Origin of the sequence: Pseudomaricurvus alcaniphilus (assembly GCF_011440395.1) — a bacterium.
In the GTDB taxonomy this organism is placed as follows: domain Bacteria; phylum Pseudomonadota; class Gammaproteobacteria; order Pseudomonadales; family Cellvibrionaceae; genus Pseudomaricurvus; species Pseudomaricurvus alcaniphilus.
This window is the reverse complement of sequence record NZ_JAAOIX010000001.1, coordinates 1,162,402-1,179,199: the sequence shown is the minus strand read 5'-3', so window position 1 is coordinate 1,179,199 and position 16,798 is coordinate 1,162,402. Positions and strand designations below refer to the sequence as shown.

Sequence of the window (16,798 nt, the reverse complement as noted above, 5' to 3'; positions counted from 1 at the left end):
TCTCCTGCGAGTTTCGAACTGCAGGATAAACGGGTCGGGGTTAATGGAAGGTTAAGGCAGGATTAAAGGGGCGGCGGGCGAAAAATTCTCAAGCACTGATAACCCGCAGGTCGCTGTTTTTATCTGCAGCACCGATAAAAATCTCCGCGTAACGCAAGGTGGCATTGGCGTGCTCGCGCATAATGGCTTCGGCACGGGCGCCCTGGCGGTGGACAATGGCGTCGAAGACCGCATGGTGCTGCAGGTGGGCGAAGTTAAAGCGCCGGTACTCGCGCTCGAGGTGGTGGCGATCAATGGCCAGCGCGTTGACCGAGGCAAACGGCAGGTGCTCGTTGCGGCTCAGGGCCAGCTGTATGGCCGGATTACAGCTGGCTTCGATAATCAGGCTGTGAAAACGCCGGTTGAGGTCGTGGTAGACCTCCAGCTCGGCTTCGGTAATGGATCCATTGGCAAACAGGCTATCCCCCAGCGCCAGGCATTCCAGCATTGCCTGGCGCTGCTGTTCGGATATGCCTTTCTCGGCGGCCTGCAAGGCGGCCAGCCCCTCCAGTACGCCGCGCACCTCCACCGCACCGTTAATTTCCTCGGCGCTGACCTTGCGAACCCGGTAGCCGCGGCGCTCGAGCTTTTCCAGTAAACCTTCTTGTTCCAGCGCCCGAAAGGCAATGCGCACCGGGGTGCGTGAGACCCCCAGGCGCTCGGCAGTAGGGATTTCGGCAATGCGTTCGCCAGCGGCGAGCTCGCCGGAGGCAATCATTTGTCGCAGTGCGCTGAGTACGCGCTGGCCAGGTTTACTCATACAGGGCTCGCTCAGGGGTCGATGTTCCAAGGTAAAGCTAATGGCGCCAGCATAGCAGATTGGATCCGGTTTGACGCAGGTCGGCGGGGCCATTTTGTGGGAAGTCCTGCCAAAATTCAAATTTTTGGATCCAAAAAATACATTAATATTGCCAGAATGGCTTTTTTGTGGTTTTATTGGATCCAATAAGTTTATGTAAACAAACCAAACTCAAGTACAGAGGAGAAGAGTATGTTCCCGAAAAACACCTGGTACGTGGCCTGTGCCTCGGATGAACTGGACAGCAAGCCGCTGGGGCGCCGGATTTGCAACGAGTCCATGGTGTTTTACCGCGACGGCGAGGGCAAAGTGGCGGCGCTGGAAGATTTTTGCCCGCACCGGGGCGCGCCGCTGTCGCTGGGGTATGTGGAGGATGGCCTGTTGGTTTGCGGCTACCACGGTTTGAAAATGAATTGTGAAGGTAAGGCCGACTCCATGCCCGGACAAAATGTAAAGAACTTCTCCTGTATTCGCCAGTTTCCGGCCCATGAACGCTACGGCTTTATCTGGGTGTGGCCCGGTGCTGCGGGAAAGGCAGATATCGCCACCATTCCCCATCTGGAGTGGGCGGAAAGTCCGGACTGGGCCTACGGCGGAGGCCTCTACCATATTCAGTGCGATTATCGCCTGATGGTCGATAACCTGATGGACCTGACCCACGAGACCTATGTGCACGCCAGCAGCATCGGCCAAAAGGAAATTGATGAGGCGCCGGTGGATACCCGGGTGGAAGGTGAGAGCGTGGTTACCAGTCGCTTTATGGAAAACATCATGGCGCCGCCGTTTTGGCAAATGGCGCTGGAAGCCAACGACCTGGCCTCGGATGTGCCGGTGGACCGCTGGCAGATTTGCCGCTTTACGCCACCCAGTCATGTCATGATCGAAGTGGGCGTGGCCCACGCCGGCCACGGCGGCTACGACGCGGACCACAAGCACAAGGCGAGCAGCGTGGTGGTGGATTTTATCACCCCCGAGACAGACACATCGATCTGGTATTTCTGGGGCATGGCGCGGGACTTCAAGCCCGGGGATGCCGAACTTACCGCCTCAATACGCGAGGGCCAGGGCAAGATATTTGCCGAAGACCAGGAGATGCTCGAGCGCCAGCAACAAAATCTGCTGGCCTGGCCAGAGCGGCGCCTGATGAAGCTCAATATCGATGCCGGCGGCCAGCAGTCGCGCCGTATTATCAACAAGCTGATCAAGGCGGAAAATATCGAGTAATCTGTGTCGCGCTAAAACATGTGCCAGTCCGGAATCGTTTTTTTGGCCATCCTCTACAGGCCTGTTATCCCTATAGGCCTGTTATCCCTATAGGCTTGTCACCCCCGCGCAGGCGGGGGATCCAGGTTTCCCTACACTGGATATCCTGGATTACGGGACAACGGAACACAGTCCGTGCAGGAGTGACGAATTTGATGGCTTAGGGCTTTAATCAGTGCTCCCTGGTCAAGCTTGAAAATACGGGGGTTCCAGTCCCCTAGTCGTGAAGCGTATCGGCACGCTTGCGATACTCTCCCGGTGTCGCCCCCTCCAGCTTCTTGAAAAAACGGGCAAAGTAGGCGTGATCCTTAAAGCCCAGTGTATAGGCGATTTCCTCGTTGCTCTGCCTGGTGTACACCAGCCGCCGCTTGGCCTCGCCCAGCAGCCGTTGCTGGATAATGGACTTCGGACTCTCGGCAAAATATTCATGGCAAGCCCGGCTCAGGGTCGACGGTGATACATGCAACGCCTGGGTGTATTGGGTCACCGACCAATGGGCTCGATAGTGCTCCTCCACCAGCGCGCGAAAGCGGCTCAATAACAGTGAGTCCTTGTGGCCACTGCCGGTTTCGATGCGGTTTTGCTGCAGTTGGCGACTCAGTGCCAACAGCGCCAGCTTCGACAGCAGTGCCAGCGCCTGCTCGCGGTCGGCGTTGAAGTTCTCGAACTCCTGGCGGATCAGCTGGACATAGTGCAGGAACGGGTTTTGTGGCCAGCCATTGCCCGGGCCTGGAGTGGCTGCGTGCCCGTTCTCTGCGATTGAATCGCCTGAGCTTGCATGGCCTGAACTTTCACGTGCTGGATTCTCCTTGATCGATTCGTTTCTGCCAGCCCCGTGGTTAGCCGGAGCCTGAACGCCGCCAGCGGCGTCTGCTGTGAGTGGAATAAGCTGTGGCGCAATATACAGCTCCTCGATGTGGCGGCTGTATTCTTCCTCCTTCGATTGCGGAATTACGCTGCTGGCAATGGACAGTACAAACCCGTTGCTGTTGGGCTGGAAGCGAAAGCCGTGCACTACACCCGCGGGTATGGTGACAATCCAGCTGCCGCTCAGGGCGTGTGGTTTGCGGTTCAACTCGACCTCAAGCTGGCCATCAAAAATGCATAAAACCTGGAACAGCTTGCTGTGTCGGTGGGGCTTGATCAGCCAGCCGAGATCGCTGCTGCGGTCGGCGATATCCTCGATATGGACAAAGCCCGGGTCGCTGCTGATCAGTTGCTCGCCGTACAGGCCGTACACGGGGACAGTGGCTTTATCGCGCTGCATGGTTGCGGTTGTCCTTTGCGGAGGGGCTAAGTCGCCTGATGGAAAAGTACAATAATCTGGGTGATAAGTGAATAACCAGCTGGATCCGGTCAGGGCATGATGGTGCCATTGATACCTAACCGTAACGGAGTTCACTATGCCAACTATAACAACCCAGGTCGCCATTATCGGTGCCGGTCCCTCCGGCCTGTTGCTCGGTCAATTACTGTCCAAACAGGGCATCAGCAATATCATTCTCGAGCGCGTGACCGGCGAGTACGTGCTCGGTCGCATTCGCGCCGGTATTCTGGAGCAGGGGTTCGTGGACCTGGTGCACGAGGCCGGTGTCGGCGAGCGCATGCAGCGGGAGGGTGAGGTGCACGACGGCTTTGAAATTGCAGTTTACGGCCAGCGCACCCACATCGATTTGAAAACCCTGGCCGGCGGCAAAACGGTGATGTGCTACGGCCAGACTGAGATCACCCGCGACCTGATGGAAGCGCGCCAGCAGGCGGGCCTGCAGACCTACTACCAGTCCAGTGATGTGGCCCTGTGCGACGTCAAGTCGGATAAACCCTACGTCACTTTCCAGCACCAGGGCGAGAGCTACCGGTTAGAGTGCGACTATATTGCCGGTTGTGACGGTTATCACGGTGTGTCGCGCAAGACCATTCCAGAGGACCTGCGCACCGAGCACGAGCGGGTCTATCCGTTTGGCTGGCTGGGCCTGTTGAGCGATACCCCGCCGGTCAGTGAAGAGTTGATTTACAGCAAGAGCGAGCGTGGCTTTGCCCTGGCCAGCCGCCGCTCCGCGACCCGCTCCCGTTACTATTTACAGGTGCCACTGAGCGACAAGGCGGAAGACTGGAGTGATGATGCCTTCTGGGCGGAGCTGAAAAAGCGCCTGCCGGCGGACGCTGCGGCCAAGCTGGTGACCGGCCCCAGTATTGAAAAGAGTATCGCCCCGCTGCGCTCCTTTGTCTGTGAGCCCATGCAGTACGGCAACCTGTTCCTGGTGGGTGACGCGGCTCATATTGTGCCCCCCACCGGCGCCAAGGGCTTGAACCTGGCGGCTTCAGATGTGGCGACACTGTGCAAGATCCTGGCTCGCGTCTACCGCGACCATGACAAGGCCTGCATCGACCAGTATTCACAAATTGCCCTGCGCCGGGTCTGGCACGGCGAGCGCTTTTCCTGGTGGCTGTCCAATATGTTGCACGACTTCGGCGACACCGCGATCAGTGATATGGATAGCAAGACCTTTGAACGCTTTATGAATTCGGAACTGGATTACTACCTCAACCACGAAGAGGGTCGCAAAGTAATCGCCAACCAGTATGTGGGGTTGCCTTACGAGGATCTGCAGTAATGGCGGCTGGATTCCCGCCTGCGCGGGAATGACTTCTAATAAAGTTTACGCGGTTGACGTGGTAATAAAGTTTACGCGGCTGACCTTACAAGGAATTTTGGTTGTTTGCGGATGGCCACGAGTCAGTCGGCGTTGCTGTCATCGCTACTGCCCAGGTCGGCGCGCAGGGAATCCACTACCCCTTGAAATTTCTCGCGGTTCTCCGAACTCAGTGAGGCCAGGGTTTCGTGGGCGCTGAGCATGCGCGCCCCTTGCCCGGCCGCGTCGATCTCCACCAGTTGCAGCGGCTCCATCGCCTCTGGCAGGGGTTCGTGGGAGGGGCTGGCGTGGCTCAGTACTGCGTCCATACACAGCTCTTCGAACAGCGCCCGGATACTGTCGGACATGCGCTGCAGCTGCACTGCGTCCGGTTGCGACATGACAATCTCGTGCAGGGTGCCGAGACAGGTGCTGTCCATATAGTCGCAGTCGCCCAGGTCGATAATCAGTTGCGGTTGTTTTTGCAGCAGTGCGCTGGCCGCGTCCAGCAGGGCGTGGCTGAATACCCAGGTGACGTTACCCGCCATGGTGATAAAAGCCTGGTTGTCGCGCACACCGCGGCGCAGCTGCGCCTGGGCCGTCATCGGTTGCGGTGGCTGCTTTTCATTGGCTGCCTCGCGCTCCGCCGTCGGCGGGGTATCATCGAAGTGGCTGGGGCCGGCCCCGCGCTCCAGCAGGATAATGGTGATGTCGTCCCGGTCGCTGGTGACATTGCGGGTCGCGGCCCGGTAGAGGGTGCCCGGCATCTCGGCCTTGTCGATACTGGAGCACAGGGTGCGGGCAAGATCGTCGCTACTGATCGCGTCGGCGCCACTCCCCAGTACGCCATCGGTGTACAGCAGCAAGCGATCATCGATCGCCAGCTCGACCTCGCGCTCCTCGTAGCTGGCTTCCGGGTTGAGGCCCAAAGCGGGGCCGGTGTGGGCCAGCATTTTCGGCTGGCCCGATGGCGAGGCCCAGATACAGGGAGGGTGTCCGGCGGAGGCGATGCGGGCGTGGCCGGTGTTGCGATTGAGCAGTACGTAGACCGCTGTAATAAAAGCACCGGGCGTGGTAATGGCCTGGTGCAGCCTTTGATTCAGGTCGCTCAGTACCTGGCCGGGCATTTGCAGATTGCCCGCCTTGTCGGTGACGTGGAGGCGCAGTTTGAACAATACCGAGAGCATGGCGGCGGCGACGCCGTGCCCGGCGGCGTCGGCAATCACCAGGCCGATATGATCCTGGTCCAGCAGAATGACGTCGTAGAGGTCGCCGCCGACACTGCTGCCAGACCGGTACAGGGTTTCCAGGCACCAGCCGTCGATCTCCGGGGGTTCCTGGGGCAGCAGGGCGCGCTGAATGACTTCGGCGCGGTCCAGGTCGGACTGAATGACGGCGGCCTGTTCCTTGAGCATGCGGCAGACTTGTTCCAGCTGCTCGACCTTTTCGGCCAGCAACTGGTTGCTGTGCTCGATCTGCTGGTACAGTCGCTTGCGCTCGTGTACCAGCTCTATCTGGTCGAGGGCGTTACGCACCGCCACTCGCACCTGCTGGATATGGGGCGGTTTGCCCAAATAGTCGAAGGCACCCAGTTGCAGGGCGTCGACGGCGCTATCGAAAGTCTCCAGCCCGGATAAAACGATCCACAGTGGCCCGGGACAGTGCTGCTGGGCCCATTTCATGAGTTCGATGCCGCTCATGTGCGGCATGAGTACGTCGGTCACCACCACGTCCACGGCCTGGCGGCCCAGCACCTCCTGGGCCGCCAGGCCGTCTTCCACTTCCAGCACCTGTGCCGGTTTCAGTTCCGCCAGCCCCCGGGCCACGATCTTGCGCATCATAGGGTCGTCGTCCACCACCAGGATGGTCGGCCCGGTGGCTTCGGGGCCAGCGCTGCCGGTGCCGGCTGTGTCGGAATTTTTTATGGGCATTCCAGGGTACCTCCCCGGTTCAATGTGCGGTTTAAAAATCTGGTTGTTGTTATCTATGGACAGCAAGAGACGCCGGGAATGTCCTGAAATTTGCTTGCCCCGGCAGGTACTAGCGCCTGTGTCATCTTTAAATGGCGCGTTAAACAGCGCGTTCTTGTTTTGCGACAATAGCCTATGTTGGCGTGGCTGTCGATGGCGGGAAGAATCTCTTTTCCAGGGGCTGCCCGGGCATGGATTTGGCCCAGTAGAACTGCGCAATTTATGAATGAATGGGCACTAATTCGCCGGGTTCGTCATGCCTGCCAGCACAAAGGCTTCTATGCGATCCATTGCCGGGGCCAGTTCGTCTACACCCAGGGTCAGGGACAGGCGCACGAACCCCCGGGTGCTCTCACCGAAGCCTGCGCCCGGCAGTACCGATACCCCCTGGCTGGCCAGTAACCGGTCGGCAAAGGCGAAACCGTCTGTTGCTATTTGGGTCACGTTGACCATGACGAACATGCCGGCCTGGGGCGGCTGGCAGTGCAGGCCGGGAATGGCCATTACCCGCTGGCAGACGTAGTCGCGACGCTTGCGGTACTCGTCGCGGATTCCGGCCATATAGTCTTCATCGTTGGTGAGGGCATAGCGGGCGGCATCCTGCACAAACTGGCAGCAGCCGAAGATGACCGCCGATGTGAAGGCCAGCAGCTTTTGCGTGATGGGCTCCGCCGCCACGGTCCAGCCCAGGCGCCAGCCGGTCATGGCGTGGGATTTGGACAGGCCATCGATAGTGATCACATTGGCCAGCTCGGCTGCCGCCCGGCGCAGGGATACATGGCGCTGTTCAAAGGTAATCATGGAGTAGACTTCGTCGCATACGATCCAGATATTACGCTCGAGGCAGTAGGCCGCCAGCTCTTGCAGTGACTCGCCGGGGATGATGTTGCCCGCCGGATTGCCCGGTGTGTTGAGAAACAGCACCCGGGTTTTGCTGTTGATCGCCTGTTTGACCCGGTCGATGTCCAGCCGAAAACCGGCATCGACTTGCAGTGGCACAGTGACGACTTTGGCGCCAATAATATCGAAGATGCCGCGGTAGCCGATGTACATGGGTTCGGGAATGACCACTTCATCCCCAGGGTCGAGCAGGCAGCACATGACGCTGTAGATGGCGTGGGTGGCACCGGGGAAGATCAGGATTTCGTTCGGGCTGCAGGGGCGATTGGCCGAGCGCGCTTCGATAGCGGCGATGGTTTGGCGCAGGCTCAATTCGCCGGCGCCGGGCGAGTAGTGAGTGCGGCCCTGCTGCAAGGCCTCGACCACGTGCTGGATGGTTGAGTCCAGGGTTGCCAGGTTGGGGTCGCCGACCGAGAGCAGGATGATGTCTTCCCCCGCGGCCAGCTTTTCCCGGGCCCGCTCATGCAGGCTCCACACACTGGAGGATTCTCCGGAGAGGCGGGCCACGGCCTGGCTGTAGCGCAATTTGGTGTTCATAGTTGGCTTTGTTATATCGCAGTCAATGCCGGCTGTGAAGCAGTTTCAGCGTGGGGGTAAGACGGGCTGATCGGGATGACAGGCGCCCCCGCTTTGTAACTGCCGGCCGGCAGGGTATGATAGCGCCCCCTGCACGTTACCTGATTCAGGTAAACGGCCTCGAAGAGGTCGGTAGTGTCGGTGAATCCGCATCCGGTCGCAGCCGGGTGAATGCTACCCATGCCACCCAAAAGAACAGCTGATATTTTGTCAAACCACGCTATTTTGTCCAACCGCTCGGCCGAGGAATCCAACTGGCGCTTCTTTTTTCGCTACCTCTATCGGCACAAATGGTCCTACGGCCTCGGTGTCCTTATGCTGCTGGCCACCAATTGGCTGGCGGTCAGTATCCCGCGCTATATCGGTATCGCCATCGATTTGCTGCAAGAGTCGCTGGCCCAGAACCAGGCCCAGTTCAACAGCAATATCGTCCTGATCATGGGGTTGGCGCTGGCCATGATGGGGGCCAGAACCCTGTCGCGCATGCTGTTTTTCAACCCGGGGCGGGCGATCGAGAAGGAGTTAAAAGACGACGCCTTTAGCAGGCTCACCTATTTGCAGCGGGATTTTTACAGCAGCCACCCCACCGGCACCCTGATTTCCATTGTCAACAACGACATCAATGGCATTCGCGCCCTGGCGGGGGTGGTGATGCTGCAGGTGTTCAATATCAGTTTCGCCCTGTCGTTCACCCCCTACAAGATGTGGCAGCTGTCGCCCCAGTTGACCCTCTATTGCATGGTGCCTGTGGTGCTGACTTTTATGGTCTCCAGTCGCGCCATTGGCAAGATGCGACGCATGGTGAAAGTGCGGATGGAAGAGTTGCAGGCCCTGTCGACCCGCTCGGTGGAGCTGTTGTCCGGAATCGATGTGATCAAGTCCAATCATATCCAGCCCTGGGCGCGGGAAGAGTTCGCCGAGGACAATGAGGTGTTACTGCAGCGCTCGGTGCAACTGGCGCGGATTCGCACCCTGGTGCTGCCGATCCTGGGTTACACCGATCGACTGATCAAGGTGCTGATCCTGGCGGTGGGCGGCGGCTACGTGATCCAGTCCGGTTTGTCCCTGGGCGAGCTGGTGGCGTTTTTGGCTTACGCCACCCTGCTGGCCATGCCGTTTTTCTCCATGGCCATGATCTGGTCGGCGTTCCAGAGCGGCTTTCTCAGTATCTCCAGCCTGCGCCGGATTCTCGACCAGGAGATACCCGCCAAAGACTTGCAGCACCTGCCCGAGGCGGAGCGCCAGCAGTTGTTCAGCTCCGGGGTCCGGGTCACCAATCTCAGCTTTACCTATCCGGGGCAAACCGAGCCGGTATTGAAAAACATCAGTTTCGAGATCCGCCCCGGGCAGACCGTGGGTATTCTCGGGCAGGTGGGCTCGGGCAAATCCACCCTGGTCAATTGCCTCAACCGCCACCTCGACATCGAGCCAGGGCGGATCTTTATTGACCAGCACGATATCACCCAGTTGTCGCGCCGGGACTTGCGCAGCGCGGTGCGCACCATCACCCAGGAGCCGTTCCTGTTTTCCGATTCGGTGCTCAACAATATCCGTTTCAGTGCCGGCGACCAGGAGTCCCAGCCCATCGACGACGTGCTCTACCAGAGCGATATGCGCGATGAAGTGCAGCAGTTCCCGGAGCGGGAAAATACCCTGGTGGGGGAGAAGGGCATCCTCCTGTCCGGCGGCCAGAAGCAGCGCCTGAGCCTGGCCCGGGCTATGTACACGCCGTCCAAGCTGATGATTCTCGACAATGTGCTGTCGGCGGTGGACAACGAGACCGAGCGTTTCCTGCTGGAGCAAATTTTTGAAGCCATGCAAAGCCAGAGCACGCTGATTGTGTCCCATCGCGCCAGTGTGCTGGAGCGCGTCGATTACATCCTGGTGCTGGAGCAGGGCGAGATCGTGGCCCGGGGCACCCACCAGGAGTTGCTGCAAACTTCACCCCTGTACCGCCAGACCTGGCAGTTGCAGCAGGAGGGCGACGACCAGCTGGCGTCGACCCCGGATAACGGGGAGCAAAGCCAATGAAAGAATTTGCCAGGGGTTCCGCGGCGCCGGATTCAAACCCGGGTTCATCAAGTCCCCACTCACCACCAGCAAAGGCCGCCAAAACCGCATTTGATTGGAACCTGATCAGTCGCTTTCTCGGTTACCTGAAACGCTACCGCCGCCAGGTGATTATCGGCACTGCCGCGGTGCCGCTGTCGATTCTCTGCAGTGTGCTGTTTCCCTGGCTGATTATGCACATCATCGACACCCAGGTGATGATGGGGGAGTTCAGTGGCCTCTACTGGTGGTCGGCGTTGCTGTTATTGGTGCTGCTGGGCAACTACGCGGCCGACGCGCTGTTTAATTATTTTTTGCAGACCTCCGCCTTGCATGCACTGCGCGATATGCGCGCCGATATGTTTGCCAGGATCCTGGCTTTCCCGCGCCGCTATTTTGACACTACGCCCATCGGCGTCTCCCTGACGCGCCTGACGAGCGACCTGGAGGCCATCAACGAGTCCTTCGCCCAGGGCTTGCTGGGCATGGTGCGCGATGTATTGACCACCCTGGCGCTGCTGGTGTTCCTGTTTGTGATCAACTGGAAATTGGCCTTGATGGTGCTGGTGCTGGGGCCGCCCACCTACCTGGTGACCGAGTTGCTGCGACGCCGGCTGCGGGAATCCTATGCCAGCGGGCGGGTGGTGTTATCCCAGGGCACCGGCTACTTGCAAGAGTGCCTCAACGGCATCAAGACGGTGCAGCTCTATTCGGCAGAAGAACAGGTGCAGCGCAAATACGGCAGCTATACCCTGGGTTTTTTCCAGGCCCAGTCGCGCTCCAACTTCTACGACGCAGCGCTGTTTGCCATTATCGAGGGCCTTACCACCATCGCCATGGCGCTGGTGATCTGGTACGGCGCCAAAGAGATTCTGGTGGCCAGCATCAGCTACGGGGTGCTGATCGGCTTTACCCAGACCCTGGACCGGATTTTTGTGCCGATTCGAGATTTTACCTCGCAGATCGCCTCCATCCAGCGAGCGCTGGCGGCCTTTGGGCATATCGAGGAAATTTTCGAGCAACCGTTGCAGGAGGAGCCGCCGGTGGATCGCCAGCGCAGCGCGACCGCCGCCGATGGTGCCCTGACTCGCGCGCCGGCGCGGCGCCAGTTCCAGTCGCTGGTGTTCGACCGGGTCAGTTTTCGCTACAGTGAAAACGGCCCGCTGGTACTGGACGAGGTGTCGTTTGAATTGCGCAAGGGCGACAAGATTGCGCTGGTGGGCAGCACCGGTTCGGGCAAGTCCACCATCCTGCGCTTGCTGACTAAAACCTACGACAACTACCAGGGTTCGATTCGCCTCAACGGCCAGGAGTTGCGGGACATTGGCGTGGAAGAAGCGAGCCGCCTGTTCTCCCTGATGCAGCAGGAAGTGTTTCTGTTCAATCGCTCCATCGAGTTCAATATCAGCCTCGGGCGCGAGGGCATTCATCGCGCACAGGTGCTGGAAGCCGCCCGCTACGTCTACGCCGACGGTTTTATCGAACGCCTGCCGGGCCAGTACGATTTTGTCTTGCAGGGCAATGGCGGCAACCTCTCCGCCGGCCAGTGCCAGCTTATCGCCTTTGCCCGTGCCATTGCTTCCGGCAGTGAGGTGGTGTTGCTGGACGAAGCCACCAGCTCGGTGGATTCGGTCACCGAGCGGCTGATCCAGAAGGCCATCGACCATGTGTTTATGGATAAGACCGTGATCGCCATTGCCCACCGACTCAGCACCATCGAGCACTCCGACCAGATCCTGGTGCTGGACAAGGGCCGCATTATCGAGCGCGGTTCCCACTCTGAACTGGTGGCTATGCAGGGCTTTTACGCCAACTTGCTGCAGGAGTTGCCGCCAAGTTAGGACGGCTCCTTAATACTCAACTCAATCGTGCCGACGCCGTCGATCTTGCCGCTGAGGCGGTCGCCGGCGACCACCGGGCCGACGCCGTCCGGAGTGCCGGTGTAGATCAGGTCGCCGGGTTGCAGGTGGTAGAATTTGGACAGGTCAGCGATGATCTCCGCTATGTTCCAGATCAGCTTGCTGACATCGGATTTTTGCCGGATTTCGCCGTTTACCGAGAGCTCGATATTGGCCGTGGTAATCAGACCGGTCTGGCTTTTGGGGGTGATCGCCGACAGCACCGCCGCGTCTTCAAAATCCTTGGCCAGGTCCCAGGGGCGGCCGCCTTTTTTGGCCTCTGCCTGCAGGTCGCGGCGGGTCATATCCAACCCCACGGCGTAACCGAAGATCAAATCGTCGGTCGCTGCTTCGGCCACTTCAAAACCGGGTTTACCGATGGCCACCACCAGCTCTACCTCGTGGTGGTAATCCGCGGTTTGCGGCGGGTAGTCAATGCTGGCGCCGCTGGCCAGCAGGTGGGCGGGGTGCTTGTTGAAGTAGAAGGGCCGCATGGTGGCCTTGTCGACGCTGGTGCCCATCTCTGCGGCGTGGGCGTGATAGTTGCGGCCGACGCAGAAAATACGGTGCACCGGGAACACGCTGTCACTGCCGACGACGGCGCTTGTCGGCTGGGGGCGTGCGGGAAACAGGTAGTTATCGACCATGGGTTTGTCTCAGGATTTTTGGGTTCGATCCCGGGGCGGCCGGGTGCTGGAATGGCATCATCCCAAACTCCTGCGCCGCAGGCCAGAGCACTTTATCGAATTTAAGCTTTATACAGAACACGGCAGCAACCGGTTTTACCGGGCGGCGAGCACCTCAGATAGCGCCAACCTTGACTCTGGAGCCGTCCTGCAAGCGTGACAGGCGAAAGGGCGCCGGGTCGACGCAGGGCGTGTCGTTGGCGACCAGGTCGGCGGCCAGTTGGCCGATGCCGGGGCCGAGGCCGAAGCCATGACCCGAGGTGCCGGCGGCAAGGTAAAATCCGGGCATGCCGTCCACCGGGGAAATCACCGGTACCGCGTCCGGAGTGCTGTCGACGTAGCCGCCCCAGGATTCGGCAACCTCCACCTTCGCCATTTCCGGGAACAGGGCTTTTACCCGCGCCATGGCGGCGGCGACGATGTCGGCTTTGGCCGGTGGATCGAGTTCCCTGATGCGCTCATAGGGTGTTCCGGAGTTGGCCGCCCAGCCCCCCAGGGCCTCGGGGCCGCGGAAGAAAGATTCGCCGACACGGATTTCCACGTTTCTCCAGCGCTTGCGGTACATCGGCAGGAAGTCGCGGGCATAGCGCAGGCTCTGGGGGGTGATTTCCATCTGCGCCTTGCCGCTGATGGCCACGGTGTAGCTGCCGTCAAGGCGGCGGGTGAGGGCGCAGTCCGGGGTGTAGATCGCCTCGCCCAGGTTCGGGGCCGGCCGGGTGCGCAGGGCGGTCTGGCGTACGCTCACCTGGGGAAAGTTCAGGCCGTGCCGGCGACAGAAGGCGGAGGCCCAGGCGCCGGCAGCGCAGAGCACCGCGCCGGTGCGGATGAGACCCTGCTCCGTGAGCACGCCGGTCACCGCCCCGTTGGTGATATCGAGGCCCCGGGCGGCGCAGTGTTGGTGGATGCTGGCACCGAGGGCCCGGGCACCCTCGGCGATGGCGGGGGCGGCGATGGCGGGTTCGCCCTTGCCGTCGTCGACGGAGTGCACGCCGCCGAGCCAGTGGCGACCGCGGGCCGGAATGTGCGAGCTGGCTTCGCTGGCACTGAGCATGCGGGTATTGATGTCAAACTCGCGGGCGGTGGCGCCCCAGCGCTCCCACTCGTCCAGTTGTTGCGGGTTGTCGGTGGCGTAGAGCAGGCCGCAGCGACGGAAGCCGAGGTCGGTGCCAATCTCGGCCGTCAGTTCATCCCACAGCCGCAGGGCAACCCCGGAGAGGGGCAGTTCGCGCGCATCGCGATTCTGTTGCCGGCACCAGCCCCAGTTGCGGCTCGATTGCTCGGCGCCGACCCGGCCCTTTTCAATAAGGGCCACCGACAGGCCGCGCCGGGCCAGGAAATAGGCGCTGACGGCGCCGACAATGCCGCCGCCGATTACCACCACGTCTGCGTGGGCGGGAAGCTTCTCGTCGCTGTGTATGTTGGCCAGCGCAGGTGTCATTGCAGTCTCCAGTTGTTATTTACAGGCAGAGTGGCCCGGGTTCAGGTTCAGGTTCAGGTTCAGGCGTAGCCGAGGACTGCCTTGGTCTCCAGGTATTCCTCCAGTCCTTCGACGCCGAATTCACGGCCATTACCCGAGTGCTTGTAGCCGCCGAAGGGCGCCTGGGGGTCCCAGGCCGGATAGTTGAGATGCACCTGGCCGCAGCGCAGTTGTGCCGCCACCGCCCGGGCAGATTCGATGCTGCCACTCTGGACGTGGGCGCCGAGGCCGTAGACCGTGTCATTGGCGATGGCCACCGCCTCCTCCACGCTGTCGTAGGGAATGATGCACAACACTGGGCCGAAGATTTCCTCGCGGGCGATGGTCATCTCGGGGTTCACGGCGGAGAAAATGGTGGGGCGGGCATAGAAGCCGTGTTGCAAACCCTCTGGGCGACCAGGGCCGCCGCAGACCAGGCGCGCGCCTTCGTCCAGGCCGATGCGGATAAACTGCTGCACCCGTTCAAACTGGGCCTGATTGGCGAGCGGGCCATGGGTGGTCTGGGTGGCGGCGGGGTCGCCGACGACAATCTCCTCGGCGGCGCTGCGCGCCAGTGCCTCGACTTGTTCCAGCTGTGCGCGCGGTACCAGCATGCGGGTCGGCGCGCTGCAGGACTGGCCGACATTGCGGAAACAGGCGGCTACGCCGGGGGCGACGGCGCGGGCCAGGTCGGCGTCAGGCAGGATCAGGTTGGGGGATTTGCCGCCCAGCTCCTGGGCCACCCGCTTGACGGTGGTGGCAGCGGCCTGGGCCACCAGGATGCCGGCCCGGGTTGAGCCGGTAATGGAGATCATGGCCACATCGGGGTGGGCTGCAAGTGCGGAGCCCACCCCGGCACCGTCGCCGTTGACCAGGTTGAACACACCGGCCGGGAAGCCCGCCTCCTGCACCAGTTCCGCGAACAGCAGGGCGCTCAGCGGCGACAGCTCGCTCGGCTTCAGCACCACGGTGCAGCCCGCCGCCAGGGCGGGACCCACTTTGGCGGTAACTTGGTAGAGCGGCCAGTTCCAGGGAGTGATCAGGCCGCAGACGCCGATCGGCTCGCGCAGGATGGCGGTGGCGCCGCGCTGGCTGACAAAGGGGTACTCGAGCAGGTTGTCGCGGGCGACGCGGATATGCTCTGCCGCGAAGGGGACATGGGCCGTGCGGGCATACTGGATAGCTGCACCCATTTCCATGGATAACACTTCGGCGAGGGGCTCGGTGCGCTCGAGCAACAGTTGGTGCAAGCGCGTCAGCAGTTCTGCGCGAGTGTTGACCGAGGTGGTCGACCAGCTGGCGAAGGCATGCTTGGCCGCGTCTACTGCTCGCCTGGCATCGCTGTCACCGCTGAGTGCGAGTTCGGCGATGGCTGCTTCGGTCGCGGGATTGATCACCGCTACCCGGCGCACAGCCTCGGCCGGCGTCCAGGCACCGTTGATAAAGGCCTGCTCGAGTCGGCCGCGCTGGATAAGGTGTTGGAGTGGTGCTATCAAGGTGCTTGAATCCTGCGGTCTGGGGTCGGCTCCTGCAAAGCGAGCCCACCGGATGAATCGGGTTGCGCCGTCAACCTGTGAACAACAGACGCTGGTCACGTCGGTCCGGGTGCTACAGGACAATTATAGGGGCGGGGGTGCGGCACGGGATTCCGACTTACCGGGAGGAGCGGCACATTATGTTATGGCGGGCCGCCGGGATGGCAGAATATGAGGCGTCCCCGCGGTATCAAACCGCTTCAGCGATTCTCACCCGCATGGCTACACCAATAAAAAACCCCCATGCCTTGCGGTGTGAGGGTCTTGAATTGGTGGGCCAATGTCCATATTTGTCATATATAGACATAAGTGATAATCTGAGTCTCTATTCCAGGAGGTGCACCATGAATATCAGTTTTACCCAAAAACAGGAAGAATATATATCTTCTCAGGTCAAACAGGGCGATTATCAAAATGCCAGTGAGGTTGTACGCGATGCCTTGCGTCTGCACGAGGTCTACCGCCACCGGGTTATCGAAGAGCTACGCGCTGAGATTGCCAAAGGCTGGGAAGGCCCCGCGAGCAAGCGCAATGTAAAGGAGATTATCAAAGCCAAGATCGCTAAACGGGAAAGCTAATGACACAAACCGATCTGTTCTATGAACTGTCGGTCGAAGCCGATAGGGACATCGAAGACATATTTGATTACACCGCTGAAGAATTCGGACTTGATCAGGCTGTGGCCTATGTGAATGCGTTTGATGATGTTTTTGTGGAATTACTGGATAATACGGAACTGGGGCGAAGACGACCTGAAATTCGTGAGGGTCTACGCAGCATTGCAAAAGAGAGTCATATTATTTTCTATCGGATTCTAAAAGACCGCATTCGTATTATACGAATACTCCACGGAAGCCGTGACCTGCCGAAGTTTCTAACCTAGCCTAGAGATCAAAATAAAACGATAACTCCCTTTCATTGTTAATGGGGTAGAGCCCATGGCTACACCAATAAAAAACCCCCACACCTTGCGGTGTGAGGGTCTTGAATTGGT

Annotated in this window: 14 protein-coding genes; 7 read left to right on the top strand and 7 right to left on the bottom strand. The window is 60.2% G+C overall.

Features of this window, described 5'->3' with window-relative positions; all coding sequences use genetic code 11:
• Positions 1 to 88: 88 nt before the first annotated feature.
• Positions 89 to 799: a GntR family transcriptional regulator gene (locus G8764_RS05005; RefSeq protein ID WP_166162432.1), complete on the bottom strand. Its 711-nt coding sequence runs from the start codon at positions 797 to 799 to the stop codon at positions 89 to 91.
• A gap of 231 nt (positions 800 to 1,030) precedes the next feature.
• Here G8764_RS05005 and G8764_RS05000 point away from each other — a divergent pair, with 231 nt between their 5' ends.
• A complete protein-coding gene (locus G8764_RS05000) occupies positions 1,031 to 2,062 on the top strand; it encodes an aromatic ring-hydroxylating oxygenase subunit alpha (protein WP_166162430.1) in 1,032 nt (343 codons plus the stop codon).
• 256 nt (positions 2,063 to 2,318) lie between these two features.
• Here G8764_RS05000 and G8764_RS04995 read toward each other — a convergent pair whose 3' ends face one another.
• Positions 2,319 to 3,368 carry a helix-turn-helix domain-containing protein gene (locus tag G8764_RS04995; RefSeq protein ID WP_166162428.1) on the bottom strand — a complete coding sequence of 350 codons (1,050 nt, stop codon included), beginning with the start codon at positions 3,366 to 3,368 and terminating at the stop codon, positions 2,319 to 2,321.
• Between the two features lie 136 nt (positions 3,369 to 3,504).
• On the opposite strand from G8764_RS04995, the gene pobA reads away from it, so the two are divergent.
• On the top strand, positions 3,505 to 4,716 hold the full coding sequence (gene pobA, locus G8764_RS04990; RefSeq protein ID WP_166162426.1) for a 4-hydroxybenzoate 3-monooxygenase: 1,212 nt from the start codon (positions 3,505 to 3,507) through the stop codon (positions 4,714 to 4,716).
• Positions 4,717 to 4,838: 122 nt separating this feature from the next.
• Here pobA and G8764_RS04985 read toward each other — a convergent pair whose 3' ends face one another.
• Positions 4,839 to 6,665: a SpoIIE family protein phosphatase gene (locus tag G8764_RS04985; protein WP_166162424.1), complete on the bottom strand. Its 1,827-nt coding sequence runs from the start codon at positions 6,663 to 6,665 to the stop codon at positions 4,839 to 4,841.
• Positions 6,666 to 6,941: 276 nt separating this feature from the next.
• Positions 6,942 to 8,141 (bottom strand): pyridoxal phosphate-dependent aminotransferase, encoded by a 1,200-nt coding sequence (locus G8764_RS04980; protein ID WP_166162422.1) that lies wholly within the window; start codon positions 8,139 to 8,141, stop codon positions 6,942 to 6,944.
• Between the two features lie 116 nt (positions 8,142 to 8,257).
• Here G8764_RS04980 and G8764_RS22715 point away from each other — a divergent pair, with 116 nt between their 5' ends.
• The 3 genes from G8764_RS22715 to G8764_RS04970 are packed head-to-tail and all read left to right on the top strand — an operon-like array spanning position 8,258 to position 12,070.
• Positions 8,258 to 8,383, top strand: a complete 126-nt coding sequence (locus G8764_RS22715) for a hypothetical protein (protein WP_279538398.1) — start codon at positions 8,258 to 8,260, stop codon at positions 8,381 to 8,383.
• Positions 8,384 to 8,387: 4 nt separating this feature from the next.
• Complete coding sequence (locus G8764_RS04975; RefSeq protein ID WP_243748547.1) at positions 8,388 to 10,211, top strand: ABC transporter ATP-binding protein; 1,824 nt, start codon at positions 8,388 to 8,390, stop codon at positions 10,209 to 10,211.
• Complete coding sequence (locus tag G8764_RS04970) at positions 10,208 to 12,070, top strand: ABC transporter ATP-binding protein (protein ID WP_166162418.1); 1,863 nt, start codon at positions 10,208 to 10,210, stop codon at positions 12,068 to 12,070. The genes G8764_RS04975 and G8764_RS04970 overlap by 4 nt, the downstream gene beginning before the upstream one ends.
• Here the strand turns inward: G8764_RS04970 and G8764_RS04965 are convergent.
• The 3 genes from G8764_RS04965 to G8764_RS04955 form a co-directional block, all read right to left on the bottom strand.
• A complete protein-coding gene (locus G8764_RS04965; protein WP_166162416.1) occupies positions 12,067 to 12,774 on the bottom strand; it encodes a fumarylacetoacetate hydrolase family protein in 708 nt (235 codons plus the stop codon). The genes G8764_RS04970 and G8764_RS04965 overlap by 4 nt on opposite strands.
• Before the next feature lie 154 nt (positions 12,775 to 12,928).
• Positions 12,929 to 14,251, bottom strand: a complete 1,323-nt coding sequence (locus G8764_RS04960; RefSeq protein ID WP_166162414.1) for an NAD(P)/FAD-dependent oxidoreductase — start codon at positions 14,249 to 14,251, stop codon at positions 12,929 to 12,931.
• Positions 14,252 to 14,310: 59 nt separating this feature from the next.
• The gene (locus G8764_RS04955) at positions 14,311 to 15,765 is read right to left on the bottom strand and encodes an aldehyde dehydrogenase family protein (RefSeq protein WP_166162412.1); all 1,455 of its coding nucleotides are present in this window, start codon (positions 15,763 to 15,765) and stop codon (positions 14,311 to 14,313) included.
• Between the two features lie 383 nt (positions 15,766 to 16,148).
• Between G8764_RS04955 and G8764_RS04950 the strand changes: the two genes are divergently transcribed.
• Together G8764_RS04950 and G8764_RS04945 are read left to right on the top strand one after the other, a co-directional pair.
• Complete coding sequence (locus G8764_RS04950; RefSeq protein WP_166162410.1) at positions 16,149 to 16,382, top strand: type II toxin-antitoxin system ParD family antitoxin; 234 nt, start codon at positions 16,149 to 16,151, stop codon at positions 16,380 to 16,382.
• Positions 16,382 to 16,687, top strand: a complete 306-nt coding sequence (locus G8764_RS04945; RefSeq protein ID WP_166162408.1) for a type II toxin-antitoxin system RelE/ParE family toxin — start codon at positions 16,382 to 16,384, stop codon at positions 16,685 to 16,687. Before G8764_RS04950 ends, G8764_RS04945 begins: the two co-directional genes overlap by 1 nt.
• The last annotated feature ends 111 nt before the right edge of the window (positions 16,688 to 16,798 follow it).